This is a genomic window from Desulfobacterales bacterium (assembly GCA_028704555.1).
Classification (GTDB): domain Bacteria; phylum Desulfobacterota; class Desulfobacteria; order Desulfobacterales; family JAQWFD01; genus JAQWFD01.
On the sequence record JAQWFD010000035.1, the window covers coordinates 1 to 17,573 of the forward strand.

The window sequence follows — 17,573 nt, forward strand, 5'->3', positions numbered from 1 at the left end:
AAATGGATGAATCGGGCTTTTTTGTGAAGCCCTGGCATGATGGTTCTGTGGGGTCCGTGGGGGGGGCATACGGTTTAAAAAAAGTCCGGTTTATCGGAAAATTATTTTTCCATGGTATGAATCCGAAAGCTTTTACCTGGTGTTGACGGGATTTATGTGCCTGGTGGTGGCTTTTGGCCTTACAGGTATTTCGGTAGCCCGTGAATATGATCCCTGTCATCGATACCTGTGGCTGCCGGTGCTTCTGGTGGTGATGAGCGGATCGGTTCTCGTATCATGCCTGGTTCGTCTCATCATCCGTTATATCGGCCGGAGTTCAAAGTAGCTTCCATCCATGAATGGTTTTTTGAGGCCTGCGCTTATCCATCCAATTTCCGCGTTAATCTGTCCTCAACCCGGTCAAGGTTGCCAATGGTAAAATGTCCCTTTGCAAATTCGGGGTCCCGGCGGATGCTGTTTAACAGGTGTTGAAGTCGGTTGCATGACAGTTGCCGGATAAGCCCTTTGGGGAAAATATTTTTGAACTTCATGAAATTGATTTGAAAATTGTGAAATCAGGGTGCTGGATCAGCGGTTCATTTTGGGAGCTGTTTGGCTGTCAATTTTTTCTTCGGGCGGGCAGCTGAAATTTACTGAAAATGCCGGCAGTATGCCGGCGGGTAAACCAATGCGCATGACAGCGGTATTGACCGATACCTGATGATAACCGGAGGCCAGTGATCGAATAACATGCATGACGGTAGTAAAAAGAACGGTTTGAAAACAGTGCTGTCCGGAAATGTCCTGATGCTCGGGGTGGTCAGCTTTTTTACCGACATCTCCAGCGAGATGATCTATCCGCTGCTGCCGGTTTTTTTTACAGGCCTGGTATCTGTTTCGAGCGCCGCGATTTATATTGGTCTGATGGAAGGCGTTGCTGAAAGTGTGTCGAGCCTTTTAAAGATCTGGTCCGGCCGGCTGAGCGATGCCACCGGGAAGCGAAAGCCGGTCGTCTTGTTCGGCTACGGTGTCTCGACCGTGGCCCGGCCGCTGATGGCGCTGGCAATGGCCGGGTGGCATGTGATCGCATTCAGATTCCTGGACCGTGTGGGAAAAGGCATCCGCACGTCTGCCCGTGATGCCCTGATCAGTGACTCGGCCGATATCCGGGTTCGAGGGCTGGCCTTCAGCTTTCACCGGGCCATGGATCATGCCGGAGCAGTCATCGGACCGGTACTTGCGACAGGAATACTTTATGCTTTTCTGGGCCATGGCTTATGGAGCCGGGAAGATGCCCTCGCATCGCCTGAGGAAATCCGGGCCCTCCGGTGGCTGTTCGGTATCGCCCTGATTCCGGGGCTTGCTGCCATGGCCGCCCTGCTGGGAAAGGTCAAAGAGATTCCTCAGAAAAACAATTCTCCGGCTGTAGGTACCCTGACGGACTGCCCCTCTTTGCGCCTGCCCAAACGGTTTTACCTTTACCTTGCATCGGTGACCGTATTTACCCTTGGAAACAGTTCAGACCTTTTCCTGATATTTTTTGCCCGGACACGGTTTCATCTGGGTATGGGACATGTGATCGGCCTGTGGGTGCTGCTGCATATTTCAAAAATTGTTTTCAGTGTGCCGGGTGGAATGCTGTCTGATCGCTGGGGGCGCCGGCCGGCCATTGTAACCGGATGGGGGGTGTATATTCTGGTGTATGCCGGCATGGCCTTTCTTTCGGAATTATGGTGCCTGTGGGGGCTGCTGGCGCTTTACGGCCTTTATTACGGCCTGACCGAAGGAGCGGAAAGAGCGTTGGTAGCCGATTATGTGCCATGCGAATACAGGGGAAGGGCCTATGGCCTGTATCACGGGGCGGTGGGGCTGGCAGCGCTGCCGGCAAGCCTTCTGTTCGGTGTGTTCTGGGCGGAACTCGGCCCCCGTATTGCCTTTATGACAGGGGCAGGGCTTGCAGCAGTTGCGACAGGGATGATGGTGGTTTTTCTGTCCGGAAAACAGAAAATTTGATTCAAGCCCAAGTGCGTGGGGAAAAGAAAGGGGCTATGGATCTAATGCGGTCCGTGCCCGCAACCCAATTTCCATGGAATTGCCGTTACAAAAAACTCTTTAATTTTCTACCGCCCGTTCGCTTCGCTCTTTCGAGACACAGAGCTCGCAGAGACCAAAACCACCGTTTCGAGGCTCTGCGTTCTTCGCGTCTCGAGCGAAGCGGGCGGTAACTATAACGGGAAAATTTTTGTTTTTTTTGACAGAGTTTGAGGGATAAGACACTAACAACATCCGGAACCGCTGCAAGCGGGGCCTTTTTTATCGTGAACACGGCGTGGGGACATACGATCAGACACATGCCGCAGCCCACACACCGGTCGCTGTCCAGGGAGAATGTGATGATCTTTTTCAGGCAGATCAATTCTTCCATTGGTGTTGATCTTTTTCTAACTGATTTTATCAGTATGTTACAAACTGAGTGGCGGCAGCTTTGCTTCTTTGAGTCTGCCATAAGATAAAAGAGTCTTGCATCTTGTCTTTTTCCTCAAACGAAGTGCCCCGCCAGCGATAGTGCTACTCAGTCCCGCCCGCAGGGCTGATCCGGTCAGTAATTTTATTGACATTTAACCGCGTATATATTAGTGCACCGCAAAATACCTGACATCATTTTAATAAGATTAACCATATGGAGGATGCACATGAATTTGCTGGAGGATCAGATACGATCCATTTCCGAATCTCTGTCAGCCGTTTCCAGGGAAATAGAAAACCTTTCGAACGTGATCAAAGAGATTCACATTGCACCCCTGACGGCTGAGTCGGAAACTGCTCTTTCAGATGTGTTGTCGGTGATCCAGCAATCGAAAGACCTGGGAGACAGGGCTAAAAAGACGAAAAACGGAAAAGAATTAAAGGTGACTGATTCAGTTTATGATGTAATCAAACGAAGTAAAAAAGGCGCCAGTATCGCCAAACTGAGAGAAAAGACCCTGTTCGATCCCCGCCAGATCAGTAATGCGCTTTACAAGCTGACGAAAAACGGAAAAATTATCGCCAAATCCCGCGGTCTCTATATAAAAGTGTAACGGAAGCGGCAGAATTATCGGTTACGGCCATGTCGATACCGTCGCACCACATAAAATTTCATTCAACCGTCATAAACGTGTCGACCGTCGCCGATTCATAACGGGCGGTTGTTTTGATCTTCTGCGCCAGGCGCATCTCTTCATCGTAAATGCATTCATGTGATAAAAATTTTTATTTTCCCTGAATCCGAACAGTATTTCAGACACTTTCCACCGTCGCTGATAAGGCGGTTTCAATTATTATCCGATGCGGTTATCAGAACATACAGCCGGTAGGGCATGAAACCGATTCCTCTTGCGGGGAGGTGTTGCTTTTTCAGTATCCGGCCTTATGTTGTAAACAAAAATGTGTTCGAATATGCCGTAAATGATGTGCCAGTCTGAAAAATTCATGTAGAGGAGTGATTATGCTTAACCATATGTTCCGTCCTTTTGTCCGGAAGATGTTGTCCCGGTTCGTTATTTCAATAGCCGTTTTTTTTCTGGCCCATGCGTTTGATCCGGATAGTCAGAGCCTTGCATCGGTTGCGGCCCGTAGCACAGACGGGGTTGCGCCGGCAGTACAGTCGGTTCCATGGTGGCCTCAGGAAATCAGCGATCTGAAGCCTGATCCCGGACTGGTTTTCGGGCGTCTGGACAATGGATTCCGATATGTGCTGATGAAAAATCAAAAGCCCGCAGACCGGGTCAGCATGCACCTGAATATTCAGGCCGGTTCCATCCATGAAACCGATTCCCAGCAGGGCGTCGCTCATTTTCTGGAACATATGCTGTTTAACGGCACCGAACACTTTAAGCCGGGTGAGCTTGTCAAATATTTTCAGGGCATCGGAATGCAATTTGGTCCTGATGCCAATGCCCATACCGGATTTTCCGAGACTGTCTATGATATTCTCCTGCCGGATGGAAACCGTGAAAGCCTGAAAAAAGGTCTCCTGGTCATGAAAGATTATGCCCGGGGGGCGTTGTTGCTCGAATCGGAAATCGACCGGGAACGAAAGGTGATCCTGGCGGAAAAACGGACGAGGGATTCTGCATCCTATCGGACCTTTGAGGCCAGTATCCGGTTTGAACTTCCCGGGACAATAGTGCCTGAACGGCTTCCGATCGGAAAAGAGTCCGTTATCCAGAATGCGGACAGGGCCCTGTTGAAGGGGTTTTATGATACCTGGTATCGATCCGACAAGATGATGCTTGTCATGGTCGGAGATATCGACACCACCCTTGCGGCCTCCCTGATCGAAGATACATTTTCGGGTATTAAGCCAGCCGGTTCCACTGCCGGGGACCCGGCGCTGGGTCAGTTTGATCATCAAGGCAATAAGATATTTTATCATTATGAAAAAGAAGCCGGAAAAACATCCGTAAGACTGGGGGTATCGGATATCATTTCCCTGGAGACAGATTCTGAAGACCTTCAGCGGAAACTGACGATCGGGGACCTTGCCGATCAGATCGTTCAGAACCGCCTAGATGCCTTGATGCGCAGGGCCGATACCCCCTTTACATCCGCATCCATCGGATCTTATATTTTTTTGGAACAAATTGATTCTGCCGAAATATCGGCCGAGTGCAGTCCGGAAAACTGGGAAAAATCCCTTGGCATTATCGAACAGACGCTCAGAAAGGCGATTGAATACGGCTTTACACAGTCAGAGCTTGACAGGGTCAGGAAGGACTATCTGTCAAATCTCGAAAACGAGGTGAAAACCGCCTCTACGCGTGACAGCCGGGAGATAGCCGGACGGCTTATCAGCAGCTTGAACAATAACCGGGTCTTTCAATCGCCCGCTCAGCGGCAGGCTCTGTTGAGACCACTGATTGAGTCTCTGACGCCGGAAAAGGTTCATGAGGCATTCAAGGCCACATGGAATCGCGGTCACCGATTGATCATGGTTACCGGAAATGTTGAATTGGGCGGTGTGCAGCCGGCGGAAAACCGCATTGGTCAAGCCTATGCCGGCAGTGCTGCCATTCCGGTTGAAAAGCCGGAGGTAATAAAGACGGCGACGTTTCCCTATCTGCCTGAGCCTCAACAGCCGGGAAAAATTCTGCGAAAGCGCGAAATAAAAGACCTGGGCATCGTTCAGGTTGATTTTGAAAACGGAGTCCGCCTGAATCTGAAACAGACCGATTTTAAAGCGGATGAAATTCTGGTCAGTGTGTGCTTTGGAAGGGGGCGGTCTTCCGAACCCATCGATAAACCGGGCTTATCCTATCTGGCAGCGGATGTGATCAATGAAAGCGGATTCGGCGGTCTCGACAAAGAGACGTTTGAACGTGCCATGGCCGGAAAACGGACGTATGTGTCGTTCGGCGTTGAGGATGGCTGCTTTGTGCTGGAAGGTAAAACCGTATCGGAAGAAATCCCTCTTTTGTTTCAGATACTGTATGCCTACCTGAATGATCCCGGGTTTCGACCGGACGCCTTATCTCTGGTGATGGAGCGGTTCCGGCAGACGTATGAGAAATTGTCCAGTTCGGTTGACGGTGCCATGACCCTGTCCGGGAAGCGTTTTCTGGCCGGAGGCGATTCACGTTTCGGGTTGCCGTCTCCTGATGCTTTTAAAATGCTTACGCTCGAGGATGTACGAAGCTGGATTCTGCCCTCTGTCAGGCAGGATGAGCTGGAAATTTCCGTGGTCGGTGATGTTGAAGATCCGGTGGCTGTAATACAGGCCGCGTCGCTGTTTTTAGGTTCTTCCGATCGGAAAAAATCTGATCCCCGCCCGATCAGGGATAGCCTTCCCCGGTTTCCCCAGGGAGAAAAGCGCCACGTCGGAGTGCCGACGCAAATTCCCAAGAGCCTGGTGATCGTGGCGTATCCGACCGGGGATTTTCTGGATATCCACCGGACCCGCCAGTTTTCCGTTCTGGATGAAGTCGTTACGGACCGGCTGCGGGAAACGGTAAGAGAAAAACTGGGGGCCGCGTATTCCCCTGTCGCTTATAATATCCCGAGCAAGGTCTATAAGGGCTACGGCGTATTTTATGTGATGGTTACCGTTGCGCCGGAGGCCGTAACCGAGATCGAGTCTGAGATCAAGGCGATTATAGATCGTATTGCAGAAAACGGGGTTACGCAGGATGAGCTGATGCGGGCGCTGAAACCTTCTCTGACCGGTATCAAAGACCTTCGCAAAACCAATGAGTACTGGCTGCAAAGTGTCATGAAAGAATCGGATCGGTATCCTCAGCAGCTTGAGTGGAGCCGGACCATGGAAAACGATTACGCTTCCATTGCTTCAAACGAGTTGACAGCACTGGCAAAGACGTATCTGGACAATTCCAGAGCGGCAATTGTCATCATTGCCCCGGATCGGGACTGAGTATTGAGCCGATTGTGTATCCGGTTCATCTCAGCGGGGGGATTTGCCGGCCATGGTTTGGGCAAAATGCGGTTGTGTCCGTGTATACGCCAACCTCATCGCTGCATAAACAAAACAGTGAAGAATATCATAAGCTGATAATTACAAACAGATGTGAAATTAGTAACGTCCGGGCTGATTTGGGTCCTTGAGAGGATACGATGATTATTAACGAGGTCATAAAACCTGAAGCACGCCGTGGTCAAATGCATCCAACTGGCCTGGTCGTTACTGATCTGGATGGAACGCTGATGCGTTCAGACGGGACCATCCATTCGAATGATCTGAAAACGCTGGAGGACCTCGGAACATACGGGATTGTACGAGCCATTGCGACCGGCCGGTCCCTGTATTCATTCAGCCGCAGTGTCGATAGACCGCTGCCGGTCGATTTTATTATCTTTTCAACCGGGGCTGCCATATTAAAATATCCTGAAGGGGTAATGATGAGGTCCGTTAATCTGGAAGCACGGGAAGTTCAGTTCATTATCCGGGTATTTAAACAGCACCGGCTGCATTTTATGGTGCACCGCGGGGCGCCGGACAATCATCTGTTTGCTTATCACCAGCCTGAAGGTCCAAACCCCGATTTCGTCAGGCGGATCGAGCTTTATCATGAGGTATGCTGGCCCCTTGATTCAGATGCTGCCCCCTTTGATCAGGCTGCTCAAGTAATTGCGGTGGTTCCTGAAACCATGGGGGATAAGGTATTTAATCTTATACAGGAGCAGCTGGACGAGTTTAATGTCATACGGACGACCTCTCCCCTTGATGGTGCCTCGATGTGGATCGAGGTTTTTCCTAAAAATGTTTCAAAAAGTCTGTCGACCGCCTGGCTGGCATCCGAGCTGGGAATCGATGCCGAATACGTGATGGCCGTGGGCAATGATTATAACGATATGGATCTGCTGCTGTGGTCCGGTGCCAGTTATGTGGTTGACAATGCGCCGGAAGATTTGAAACGGCGTTTTGCTTCCGTCGCCTCCAATGATAATGCCGGTGTGACCGAAGCCGTCAACCGATGGCTAGGCCTGAATCCGATCCAATGCATCCGCTGAGCAGCCGCGTTTGACCAGCCGGCCCTTTGCTTCCAGACCTGTCCGTTGCTGCCTGATAAAAATCCTTCCTTCCTTTACCCCCTTGCGTTTTGTGATGAATTGATTCTCATTACTCCGGCCTGCCGTGCTGAGCATCTGCCTTTTTGTGATTTTTCGGGTGATGGGGGGTGCGGGAGTAGTGATATCTGACGTTGAAAAAATGATAAAAAAGCATATACATATGCTTTTATTTATAGTATTTTTTTTAATTCGTTATTGTTGCCTCTGAAAAAATGATTTGGTATTGTACTGAAATGATTATGGCAAGAAAGGATATAAGATGAGTGAAAAAGAATCATCGGTCACTTTTTTAAGCAGAATATGGACTTTTTTCGCATCGATAAAGCTGACCGTCGTTGTTCTTCTGTCCCTGGCCGCTACATCCATCGTCGGTACGATTATTCCTCAAAATGAGAGTCCATCCGCATATTTCCAGGAATATGGCCCTGTTTTATACAAGGTATTTTCAGCGCTGGATATTTTCAATATGTACCATTCGTGGTGGTTTCAGCTGCTGATGATTATATTGACCATGAATATCATTGTGTGTTCGATCAATCGGCTTTCCTCCACATGGAAGGTTCTGTTTGTAAAGGTCCCGCCGTTTAATGCTTCGAAATTCAGAGGTATTTCCGATAAAGAAGAATTTTCCGTTCATCGTTCACCTGATGAACTCAGAGCTATATATGAACCGTATATTTCCAGAAAATTTTCTTACTGTCGTGTTGAAGATCAGGAAAACGGATTTTGCATATTCGGTGAAAAAGGCCGTCTGGTCAGACTCGGGGTATATGTAGTCCATCTGAGTGTGGTCATGCTGCTGGTAGGCGGGCTGATCGGTTCTATCTTCGGGTTCGACGGGTTTGTCAATCTGCCGGAAGGCGAGACCGTTCAGGAAGTCCGACTCAAGGGAAGTCAGGAAGTCCGGCCGTTGGGTTTCAGACTGCGGTGTGATAAATTCAAGGTCAGTTTCTATGATACCGGTTCACCGAAAGAATACCGCGCCACACTGTCTGTCATCGAAAACGCAAAGACCGTTTTAACCAAAGATGTCATTGTCAATGATCCGCTACGCTATGGCGGTATAAGTTTTTATCAGTCCAGCTACGGCACATATGCCCCAAAGGAAGTCACATTAAATTTTACAAGTAACCAGACGGGCATGGGGTACAAGGAGAAGATGGTTATCGGTCAGAAGGTCGATATCCCGGAGGGAATGGGAACGTTTGTCTTGAATGGTTACAGAAAATCTTTTCTGTTCCGGGGCCGTGATCTGGGTGAAGCATTCGTCGGAACACTCAATCCGGATACGGCCAACGCGGTGCAGGTCGGGCTGCCGTTAAAATTCCCCAGTTTTGATAAAATGAGAAAAGGCGAAATCAGTGTTACGGTTTCGGATTATATCTCCAGATATTATACCGGCCTTCAGGTCGTTCGGGACCCGGGGGTTTTTCTGGTTTATTTGGGCTTTATTACAATGATTATCGGTTGTTTTGTGACATTTTTCATGTCCCATCAGCGGATCTGTGTTGAGGTGTGCTCAGCCGGTCAGAAAAGTAAAGTGATGGTGGCTGGCACATCCAATAAAAACAAACTGGGACTGAAAACCAAAATCAGTCAAATCGCACAGAAGCTGGCTGCCATGGTTTGAATGGGGCTGAATTGTATTCAACTTGTTGATGAAATCCGAAAGGAACGGATATGTTCAGGCAGTTTGGAATCAGATCTAAATTTTTGGTTGGGTTGGGGGCAATGTTGCTGATTGTTGCTATCTTGAGCGGTTCGAATATCTATTTTCTGCATAAGATTTCCAGCCAGCTCGAACTGATGCGGACATCTGATGCGAATTCGCTTTCCCAAACCGTTTCTTCTCTGTTGGACGTTACGTCGGTTGCCTTTTATCAGTCCGGTATTCTTTGCTGCATTGGGCTGATTGCGTTCGTGAGTCTGGGTCTGCTGTTTTCAAAAACGTTCTTCAATCCGTTGAGGGATGCCGTTGAGGGCTTCAGCCAAAGTGCCTGTCACCTGACAGGATCTTCAAATCAGCTGACGGAAGTCAGCAAGTCTCTGGCTGAAGGCGCATCGCTGCATGCCGCATCGATTGAAGCAACCTCTTCTTCTCTGGAAGAAATATCTTCCATGACCAAGCAAAATTCGGATAATGCCTGCCAGGCCGACATTCTTATGAAAGAGGTCAATGGCGTGGTTCAGCAGGCAAACGATACAATGTCTGAGCTGACCCGGTCCATGAAAGATATTTCAGAAGCCAGTGAAGAGACGTCAAAAATTATTAAAACAATTGATGAAATTGCTTTTCAGACCAATCTGCTGGCGCTTAATGCTGCCGTAGAGGCGGCACGTGCCGGAGAAGCCGGTGCCGGATTTGCCGTGGTGGCGGATGAGGTTCGTAATCTTGCCATGAGAGCGGCGGGTGCTGCCCAGAATACATCCACTCTGATCGAGGGGACCGTCAAGAAAATTCAAAAGGGCTCATATCTTGTGACTAAAACCAATGAAGCCTTTTGCCGGGTGGCCGAAAGCGATGCCAAAGTGGGTGAACTCGTAGCCGAGATAGCGACTGCTTCAAAGGAGCAGGCGGACGGGATCGAACAGATCAACAAAGTCGTGGTCGAAATGGACAGAATTATCCAGCAGAACACGTCGGACGTCCAGGTTTCAGCGTCCGCCTCTGTGACGATGAAAGCGCACACAGGTGAGATTGAAGACATGGTGGCTAAGCTGGTTGCGCTGGTGAAAGGGAGTCTGGAGGAGGAAATAGATCAGGATGTCAGGCCCGGGATGACGGGCCCGCGCGCTGCTGTTCAGCGTCTCGAAATGCAGAGAAAACCGGCAGAATCGACTAAACGACCGGCGCTTCCGAAAAAATCGACAAAACCTGAAGATATTATCCCGTTTGATGACGATGATTTCAAAGATTTTTGATATGGATATCATCAAAGGTAAGGATTCATTATGAACAGTTCGCATGTATTGTCGCTTGTTACGTTTACATATGCCTTTTCCGCAATTTTTTATATAGTGGCCTGGATTTTCAGAAAATCCGTCGCAGGTAAACTGGCCTCACTGATTGCATGGGTCGCCGTGGTCGGGAATTTTTTCGGGTTGATATTGCGCTGGATCGAGTCCTACCAGCTGGGCTATGGCCACGCACCGCTTTCCAATTTATATGAATCCCTTGTCTTTTTTGCCTGTATGATCGGCGCCATATACCTGGTACTTGAATGGAAATATAAAAACAGGGTTGTTGGCGCATTTGCCGCGCCGCTGGCATTTCTGGCAATGGCCTATGCCTCTCTGGCCCCAAATATCAACGACCGGATTCAGCCCCTGGTGCCTGCGTTAAAAAGCAACTGGCTCATTGCCCATGTATTTGCCTGCTTTCTCGGATATGCCGCGTTTGCCATTGCCTTTGGCGTCAGTATCATGTTTCTGATTAAGGGCAGACAATCCGATAAATCGGGGCGTCTGATCTCCCATCTGCCGGATACCAATATTCTGGATGAATTGACCTACCAGATGATCATGTTCGGTTTTCTGTTTTTGTCGATCGGGATCATTACCGGTTCCGTATGGGCCAATTCCGCATGGGGTACATATTGGTCATGGGACCCTAAAGAGACCTGGTCATTGATCACCTGGTTTATTTACGCCACCCTGCTGCACGCCCGATTGATGAGAGGATGGCATGGCAAACGGATTGCCTGGCTTTCCATCTTTGGATTTATGGCCGTGCTGTTTACCTATTTCGGAGTTAATCTGCTGCCGGGTCTCCACAGTTACGGGCAGTTTTAGGCAGCTTCCGGTCATGAAATTTTTTTTCAACCGATGAAAACGCGTTCGTATCTGTTTGATATGGGGCCGGCGGAATTTTATGGGTTTCGCCGGTTTTCTGTTTCCAGCGCCCCGGGGCCGCTTTAAAGAAAACTTTTCATTTGTTTCAAAGATAAGTGCCTGAGGCAGTAAACCGATATCCATCCGCCAGCCACCTGTATAATCATTGCCCACCCGCCCGTTCCGCACAAAGTGCGCACAACCGGTTTGAATCATTTTGGTCCCAGCCTTGTTATCGGAAGGAAGTCGTCGAAATATTTTCAGACTACAATCGGATGCCATCCGGAAATGTTTGTTTTTTTGCCAAATTTTGCGTTTGTCCTGCTGGAATGCGGAGTTCATTTTTCTGGATCGCGTTTCCTGTGCCGGAACCCATACCGGGCCGCTTACGGATGTTGACTCAGTCGGTCCGAAATTAGAATTGTCCGTCTTGAACAAAACTTTTCCGTCTGGCAGTGAGTTGAGTTCCAGACTGGAGAATTTGGTTTATTTTGAATCAGATAGTAGTAATGCTGCATTTGATGCAGCATTTTTTTACCCACGACAATTAAAATTTTATGAATATTGAATCCGGTGGTGTGCGGGTTAAGATCATCGTTGGGTTAGAATTTTCATTGACAAAAATGTAATCACAATGTACTGAAACATCTATTGCTGAAAAAATTTGAACTTCTCATCAGAACAGTTATACGACATATAATAAGGTGGAAAAAAAACAAAAAAAATATATCTTTCTCCAGAGAACCGGGAAAGTATATTTAAGTTTTGTTTTTTGATTTATTGGATTGGGTAACGGTTTGTTAACTATTGGTTATCGATGAAATGTGAAGTCGACCAATAACAGGCTCACCAATTTTAAAAGTAAATTGGAGGAAAAACAAAAGGGGTCAATCATGGATGAAAAAAAGCAGGGAGGCAAGTCCAGCGGAGTAATTTTCCTGTCTTTTGTTCTCGGGTTAGCGGCCAGTCTTTTTGTGGGATGGGTTATTTTTCCAGGATTGCTTTACTCAAAGAAAAAGCAGCCGATTGATTTTGATCACGCCCTTCACGTAAATTCAGTGGATTCAGGTTGTGAGAGCTGTCATTTCTTCCGAGAAGATGGAAGTTTTTCCGGAGTACCGAAGATCGCGCAATGTGTTGACTGCCATGAAGAAGTTCAGGGAGAAAATCCCGAAGAGACGAAATTTGTGGAGGAATATGTTGCTCAGGGGAAGGAAGTCCCCTGGCTGGTATATTCCAGGCAGCCGGATTGCGTATTCTTTTCCCATGCCGCACATGTCAAAACGGCGGAAATGGAATGTGCAACATGTCACGGAGCCATTGGAGAATCGACAAATTCCAGGGTATATCAAGAAAATCGCATCACGGGATACAGTCGTGACATCTGGGGAAAAAATATTTCGGGATTTAACAAAAATACCTGGGACAGTATGAAAATGGATGATTGTGCCGGCTGCCATGAGCAGACGCCCGGCCGAAAAGATGCCTGTTTTGTATGCCACAAGTAACGGAAGACATCTTTAACTGATCCATTATTAATTTGCTGACAATCTTGGCATTTATTCGAGTTAAGGGGTAGAATCTATGAAAATAGACAGAAGAAGTTTTTTGTCATTAGTAGCTGGCGGTGCCGCGGGTACCGCTCTTTCCCCATTGCCCTGGAAGCTGACGGATGATATCTCTATTTGGTCTCAAAACTGGTCGTGGACACCTGTGCCTGAGGACGGAGAGGCCGAATACGTCAGTTCGGTTTGTACTTTATGTCCCGGCGGATGCGGAATCACAGCACGCAGGATCAAAGACAGGGTGGTTAAAATTGAAGGGTTGAAGGGTTGTCCCGTCAATGACGGGGGAATATGTATTCTCGGTTTGTCCGGGACTCAGTTGCTGTATGGGCCTACCCGGATTCCGTCACCGATGAAGCGGACCGGAAACCGGGGCGATGGCCAATGGGAAAAAATATCATGGGATGAGGCCGTATCCACGGTTGTGGAAAAATTAGCTTCGCTGCGTTCAGGCGGTCAACCGCAGAAGGCCGGCTGTATTCTGGGCTCAGAGCAGGGAACCCTGCCGAGTCTTTTCGATCGGTTTATGACCGCTTACGGCTCACCCAATGTCATGAGTCCGGCTTCTTCCCGAACATCTTATGAAATGGCGATGCAGCTGATGCAGGGCGGGAAGCCGACCGCCGGATATGATTTTGAACATTCCGATTTTATTCTGAGTTTCGGAAGCGGCATCATTGATGGCTGGGGATCGCCCGTCAGGATGTTTCAATCCAACAGCGATTGGAAAACACGCAAGGTCAAGGTGGTCCAGATTGAACCGCGTCTTTCCAATACGGCCGCAAAATCCGACAAGTGGATTCCCGTAAATCCCGGAACTGAATGCGTTCTCGCTCTGGGAATGGCATACGTCATCATCAAGGAGGGGATCTACAATCAGAAATTTATCGATAATTTTGCCTATGGATTTTTTGATTGGACAGACGAAAAAGGCGAAAATCATCACAAGGGGTTCAAGGAACTGGTCCTCGGCAATTATTCTCCGGATCAGGTTTCAAAAATAACCGGCGTTTCTCAGTCGACGATTGCCCATCTGGCAAGAAGTTTTGCATTCGCATCCAAACCGGTGGCCATCTGCGGACGCGGTCAGGGTCATACGCCCGTCAGCCTTCATGAAGCCATGGCTGTTCACGCGCTCAATGCCCTGGTGGGCAATATCAATCAGAAAGGTGGCATATGGGCGGTTCCGGCCCCTGATTATATCCGGTGGCCGGAAGTGAAGTTAGATGAGGCCGCCCGAAAAGGGTTGACAGCATCCAGGATCGATGGGGCGGGATCGGATAAATATCCGCTTGTAAAATCCCTGTTGAACCGGCTGCCCGGAGCGATTGCATCCGGCAGTCAATCATTGGAGCTGTTGTTTGTGTCCGGAGTCAATCCCTTATACGAGATGCGCGACACCCATGCCGTAAAATCGGCGTTTGAGAAAATCCCGTTTGTGGTCAGTTTTTCATCCTACATGGATGAAACCGCGGCAAATGCAGATCTGATTCTTCCCAGTCATGTGTATCTTGAGCGATATGAAGATGTCCCGTCACCCGTCGGATTTAACAGGCCCTTTATCGGTTTGACAAAACCGGTCATAGAACCCCTGTATGATACCCGGCATGTGGGAGATGTGATACTGCTTATGGCAAAAGCCCTTGGGGGAAGTGTCGCGGAGGCGTTCCCGTGGGACAGCTATGAGGTCTGCCTGCGGGAAACCCTGGGAGATAAATGGGACGCACTGGTTGAAAACGGGTTCTGGATTGACGAGGGGTATGTCCCGGAATCGCTCGATAAGGCCTTTGAGACAAAGTCGACAAAATTTGAATTTTTCGTCTCCAGATTATCTGAAACCTTGCGCAAGGATGAGCAGGCACTGCCCCATTATATGGCGATTGAAAGCGAGGGCGATGTCGAATCTTATCCGCTGGTGCTGATTCCCTACGATACAACACGCCTTTCGAATGGTTACATCGGGAATCCACCGTTTATGACCAAAACGCTCGATGATACCATCCTCAAGGGAAATGACGGGTTCATTGAGATCAATCCGAAAACGGCAAAAACGCTTGGATGGGTTGAAGGAGCGTTTGCAACGGTGACGACTCCCAAGGGAGAGGCAAGGGTTAAAGTCCATCTGTTTGAGGGCCTGATGCCCGGCATCATTGCAATGCCCACCGGATTGGGTCATACGGCCTATGATAGTTATTTGGCTGGAAAAGGGTTCAATGTGAATGAGCTTATCGGTCCCGTGGAAGATCCGGCGTCCGGTCTTGATGCAGCCTGGGGAATTAGGGCAAAACTGGCCAAAGCTTAATAAATAAGTGAGGTTCTGATGAAAAAAGAACACGATGAAAACGCTAAAAAATATGGGATGGTCATAGACCTGGATAAGTGTACGGGGTGCGGAGCCTGCATGGTCGCCTGTATGGCCGAAAATAATGTGCCATTCAAGGAGGATGAAACTGACAGGCTCAAAAGCATCACATGGATGCGGGTTTACAAAATAACCAATGGAAAATCGTATCCCGATACTGAAATATGCTATATTCCAAGGCCTTGCATGCATTGTGAGGGAACGGGCCATGGGGCTCCCTGTACGTCGGTGTGCCCGGCAACCGCTACCGACTACAGCCATGAAACCGGGATCGTCAGCCAGATCTATACGCGATGTTTTGGATGTCGGTACTGCATGGCAGCCTGTCCGTATCATGCACGATATTTTAACTGGTGGGATCCGGTATGGCCCGAAGGAATGGAACGATATCTGAGTCCGAATGTATCGCCCCGGATGCGGGGCGTGGTGGAAAAATGCAGCTTTTGCTTTCATCGGTATCAGCTGGCCAAGGACAAAGCCTTAACCGAAGGCCGTAAGGAACTCGAAGAACACGAATATCAGACAGCCTGTACGCAGGCATGTCCGGCCGGTGCGATTACATTCGGGGATTTAAATAATCCCGAGCATGCGGTTCACCAGATGGTTCAGCCTGACAGCCATCATGGTGGACGCCCGAAAAACCCTAATGCTTTCCGGCTTCTTGAAAGATTGCAGACAAATCCGAAGGTCTATTATCTGACCAGCCGTAAGTGGGTGAAACAACAGGGCGATAATTACCTTGAAAAAGAACTCAAGACGATGCGTTAACATTGGTTGCTTTTTTTCCGGAGTACTTGACGATTACAAGCAACTGCAGACATTGAGGAGTCATAACGTATGGATTCTGAATTAATACCCAAAGGCGTTAAACGCTGTTCTCTGGGAACATTTGCCTTTTGGATCGTTGTGGTCGGCATTGTATTGCTGTGGGGTGTGTATGCCATGTTTCTGTGCTGGTTCAAGGGACTTAACCAGACTAACATGAATGATTATTACGGGTTTGCGTTGTGGATCTGGGCGGATCTGGCTGTTATCGCGCTGGGGGGTGGTGCGTTTTTCACCGGATTCCTGAGGTATATTGTCGGGAAGGATGAGTTGAAAAACATCATCAACTACGCGGTTGTCATCGGTTTTATCTGCTACAGCTCCGCATTGTTGATTCTGGCGATAGACGTTGGACAGCCACTGAGATCCTGGTTCATTTTCTGGCATGCCAATGTTCACTCCATGCTGACCGAAGTGGCATTCTGCCTGTCATGTTATTTTACCATTCTGACGATTGAATATTTGCCGCTGATTCTTGAAAATAGAAAAATTGATGAGGTTCCGTTTTTTCATAATCTGGGGCACAACATGCATGAGATTATGGCGGTGTTCGCCGCAACCGGCGCGTTTCTGTCATTTTTCCATCAGGGATCTCTCGGCGGCGTTGCCGGTGTGCTGTTCGGCCGGCCGTTTGCCTACAGAGAAGGTATTCTGATCTGGCCGTGGACATTCTTTCTGTTTACCTGGTCAGCAGCGGCCTACGGGCCATCTTTTACCATGCTGATCACAAAAATAACCGAATGGATAACCGGCAAGAAACTGGTCAAGCAGAATGTCTATGAGTTGCTGGGTAAAATTTCCGGATGGATGATCGGCACCTATATCGTTGCCAAGATCATTGATACCCTTTACTGGGCGTTTGTTACCGCACCGGCCAGGGGCTTTACATTCAAGGAATTTTATTCCAATAATCCTGAGTATGGGCTGTGGATTTTATTTGTCGAACTGGTCCTTGGCGGGATTATTCCGGCCGCTATCCTGCTGACGGAAAAAGGCCGCAAGAATTCATTTCTGTTTTTTATCGCCATTTTGCTTGGGGTTATCGGTGTCAGTTTTAACCGATGGGTCATGGTGCTGCAGGTTATGGCGGTACCGACCTTGCCCTGGGAGTCGTGGCAATTGTATGCGCCCAGCTGGCAGGAATATGCCACCACGATATTGCCGGTGGCTTACGGCATTATCCTGATTATGTTGTCGTTCCGCTATTTGCCGATATTTCCTCAGGAAAAGGAATTGAATCGATAGCGTAACCTTCCAGATACAAGGAGGATAGAACATGTTTCCGTTTTCGTTTGAGTGGGTATGGGACATGGCACATTACGTATTCCATGGCGGACTTTGGTACGCGCTTTCCATTATCGTTCTTGGCATGACCTACTGTATTGTCAAAGCCGCGATCGATACCATGAAAGGAAAAGGCAGCCACAGCCATTAAATACCGTACA

At 48.7% G+C, this 17,573-nt stretch carries 13 protein-coding genes; all 13 read left to right on the forward strand.

The genetic code is table 11. The features are described 5' to 3' along the window. The first annotated feature begins 139 nt into the window (after positions 1-139). The 13 genes from PHQ97_12350 to PHQ97_12410 all read left to right on the forward strand — a co-directional run bounded on the left by PHQ97_12350 (position 140) and on the right by PHQ97_12410 (position 17,563). On the forward strand, positions 140-325 hold the full coding sequence (locus PHQ97_12350) for a hypothetical protein (protein MDD4393524.1): 186 nt from the start codon (positions 140-142) through the stop codon (positions 323-325). Between the two features lie 440 nt (positions 326-765). Then, the gene (locus tag PHQ97_12355) at positions 766-1,992 is read left to right on the forward strand and encodes an MFS transporter (GenBank protein ID MDD4393525.1); all 1,227 of its coding nucleotides are present in this window, start codon (positions 766-768) and stop codon (positions 1,990-1,992) included. Between the two features lie 680 nt (positions 1,993-2,672). Then, the gene (locus PHQ97_12360; GenBank protein MDD4393526.1) at positions 2,673-3,059 is read left to right on the forward strand and encodes a hypothetical protein; all 387 of its coding nucleotides are present in this window, start codon (positions 2,673-2,675) and stop codon (positions 3,057-3,059) included. Positions 3,060-3,466: 407 nt separating this feature from the next. After that, positions 3,467-6,388 (forward strand): insulinase family protein, encoded by a 2,922-nt coding sequence (locus PHQ97_12365; protein ID MDD4393527.1) that lies wholly within the window; start codon positions 3,467-3,469, stop codon positions 6,386-6,388. 200 nt (positions 6,389-6,588) lie between these two features. Then, on the forward strand, positions 6,589-7,485 hold the full coding sequence (locus PHQ97_12370; protein MDD4393528.1) for an HAD family hydrolase: 897 nt from the start codon (positions 6,589-6,591) through the stop codon (positions 7,483-7,485). Positions 7,486-7,804: 319 nt separating this feature from the next. Further along, a complete protein-coding gene (locus tag PHQ97_12375; GenBank protein ID MDD4393529.1) occupies positions 7,805-9,175 on the forward strand; it encodes a cytochrome c biogenesis protein ResB in 1,371 nt (456 codons plus the stop codon). Positions 9,176-9,276: 101 nt separating this feature from the next. Next, a complete protein-coding gene (locus tag PHQ97_12380; protein MDD4393530.1) occupies positions 9,277-10,467 on the forward strand; it encodes a methyl-accepting chemotaxis protein in 1,191 nt (396 codons plus the stop codon). Positions 10,468-10,497: 30 nt separating this feature from the next. Next, entirely contained in the window at positions 10,498-11,337 is an 840-nt protein-coding gene (gene ccsB, locus PHQ97_12385) for a c-type cytochrome biogenesis protein CcsB (GenBank protein MDD4393531.1), read from the forward strand. A gap of 932 nt (positions 11,338-12,269) precedes the next feature. Further along, positions 12,270-12,884 carry a cytochrome c3 family protein gene (locus PHQ97_12390; GenBank protein ID MDD4393532.1) on the forward strand — a complete coding sequence of 205 codons (615 nt, stop codon included), beginning with the start codon at positions 12,270-12,272 and terminating at the stop codon, positions 12,882-12,884. A 76-nt stretch (positions 12,885-12,960) separates the two neighbouring features. Beyond that, positions 12,961-15,243: a molybdopterin-dependent oxidoreductase gene (locus PHQ97_12395; GenBank protein ID MDD4393533.1), complete on the forward strand. Its 2,283-nt coding sequence runs from the start codon at positions 12,961-12,963 to the stop codon at positions 15,241-15,243. A gap of 18 nt (positions 15,244-15,261) precedes the next feature. Next, complete coding sequence (locus PHQ97_12400; protein MDD4393534.1) at positions 15,262-16,071, forward strand: 4Fe-4S dicluster domain-containing protein; 810 nt, start codon at positions 15,262-15,264, stop codon at positions 16,069-16,071. A 69-nt stretch (positions 16,072-16,140) separates the two neighbouring features. Further along, entirely contained in the window at positions 16,141-17,373 is a 1,233-nt protein-coding gene (nrfD, locus tag PHQ97_12405) for a polysulfide reductase NrfD (protein MDD4393535.1), read from the forward strand. A gap of 31 nt (positions 17,374-17,404) precedes the next feature. Continuing rightward, entirely contained in the window at positions 17,405-17,563 is a 159-nt protein-coding gene (locus PHQ97_12410; GenBank protein MDD4393536.1) for a hypothetical protein, read from the forward strand. The last annotated feature ends 10 nt before the right edge of the window (positions 17,564-17,573 follow it).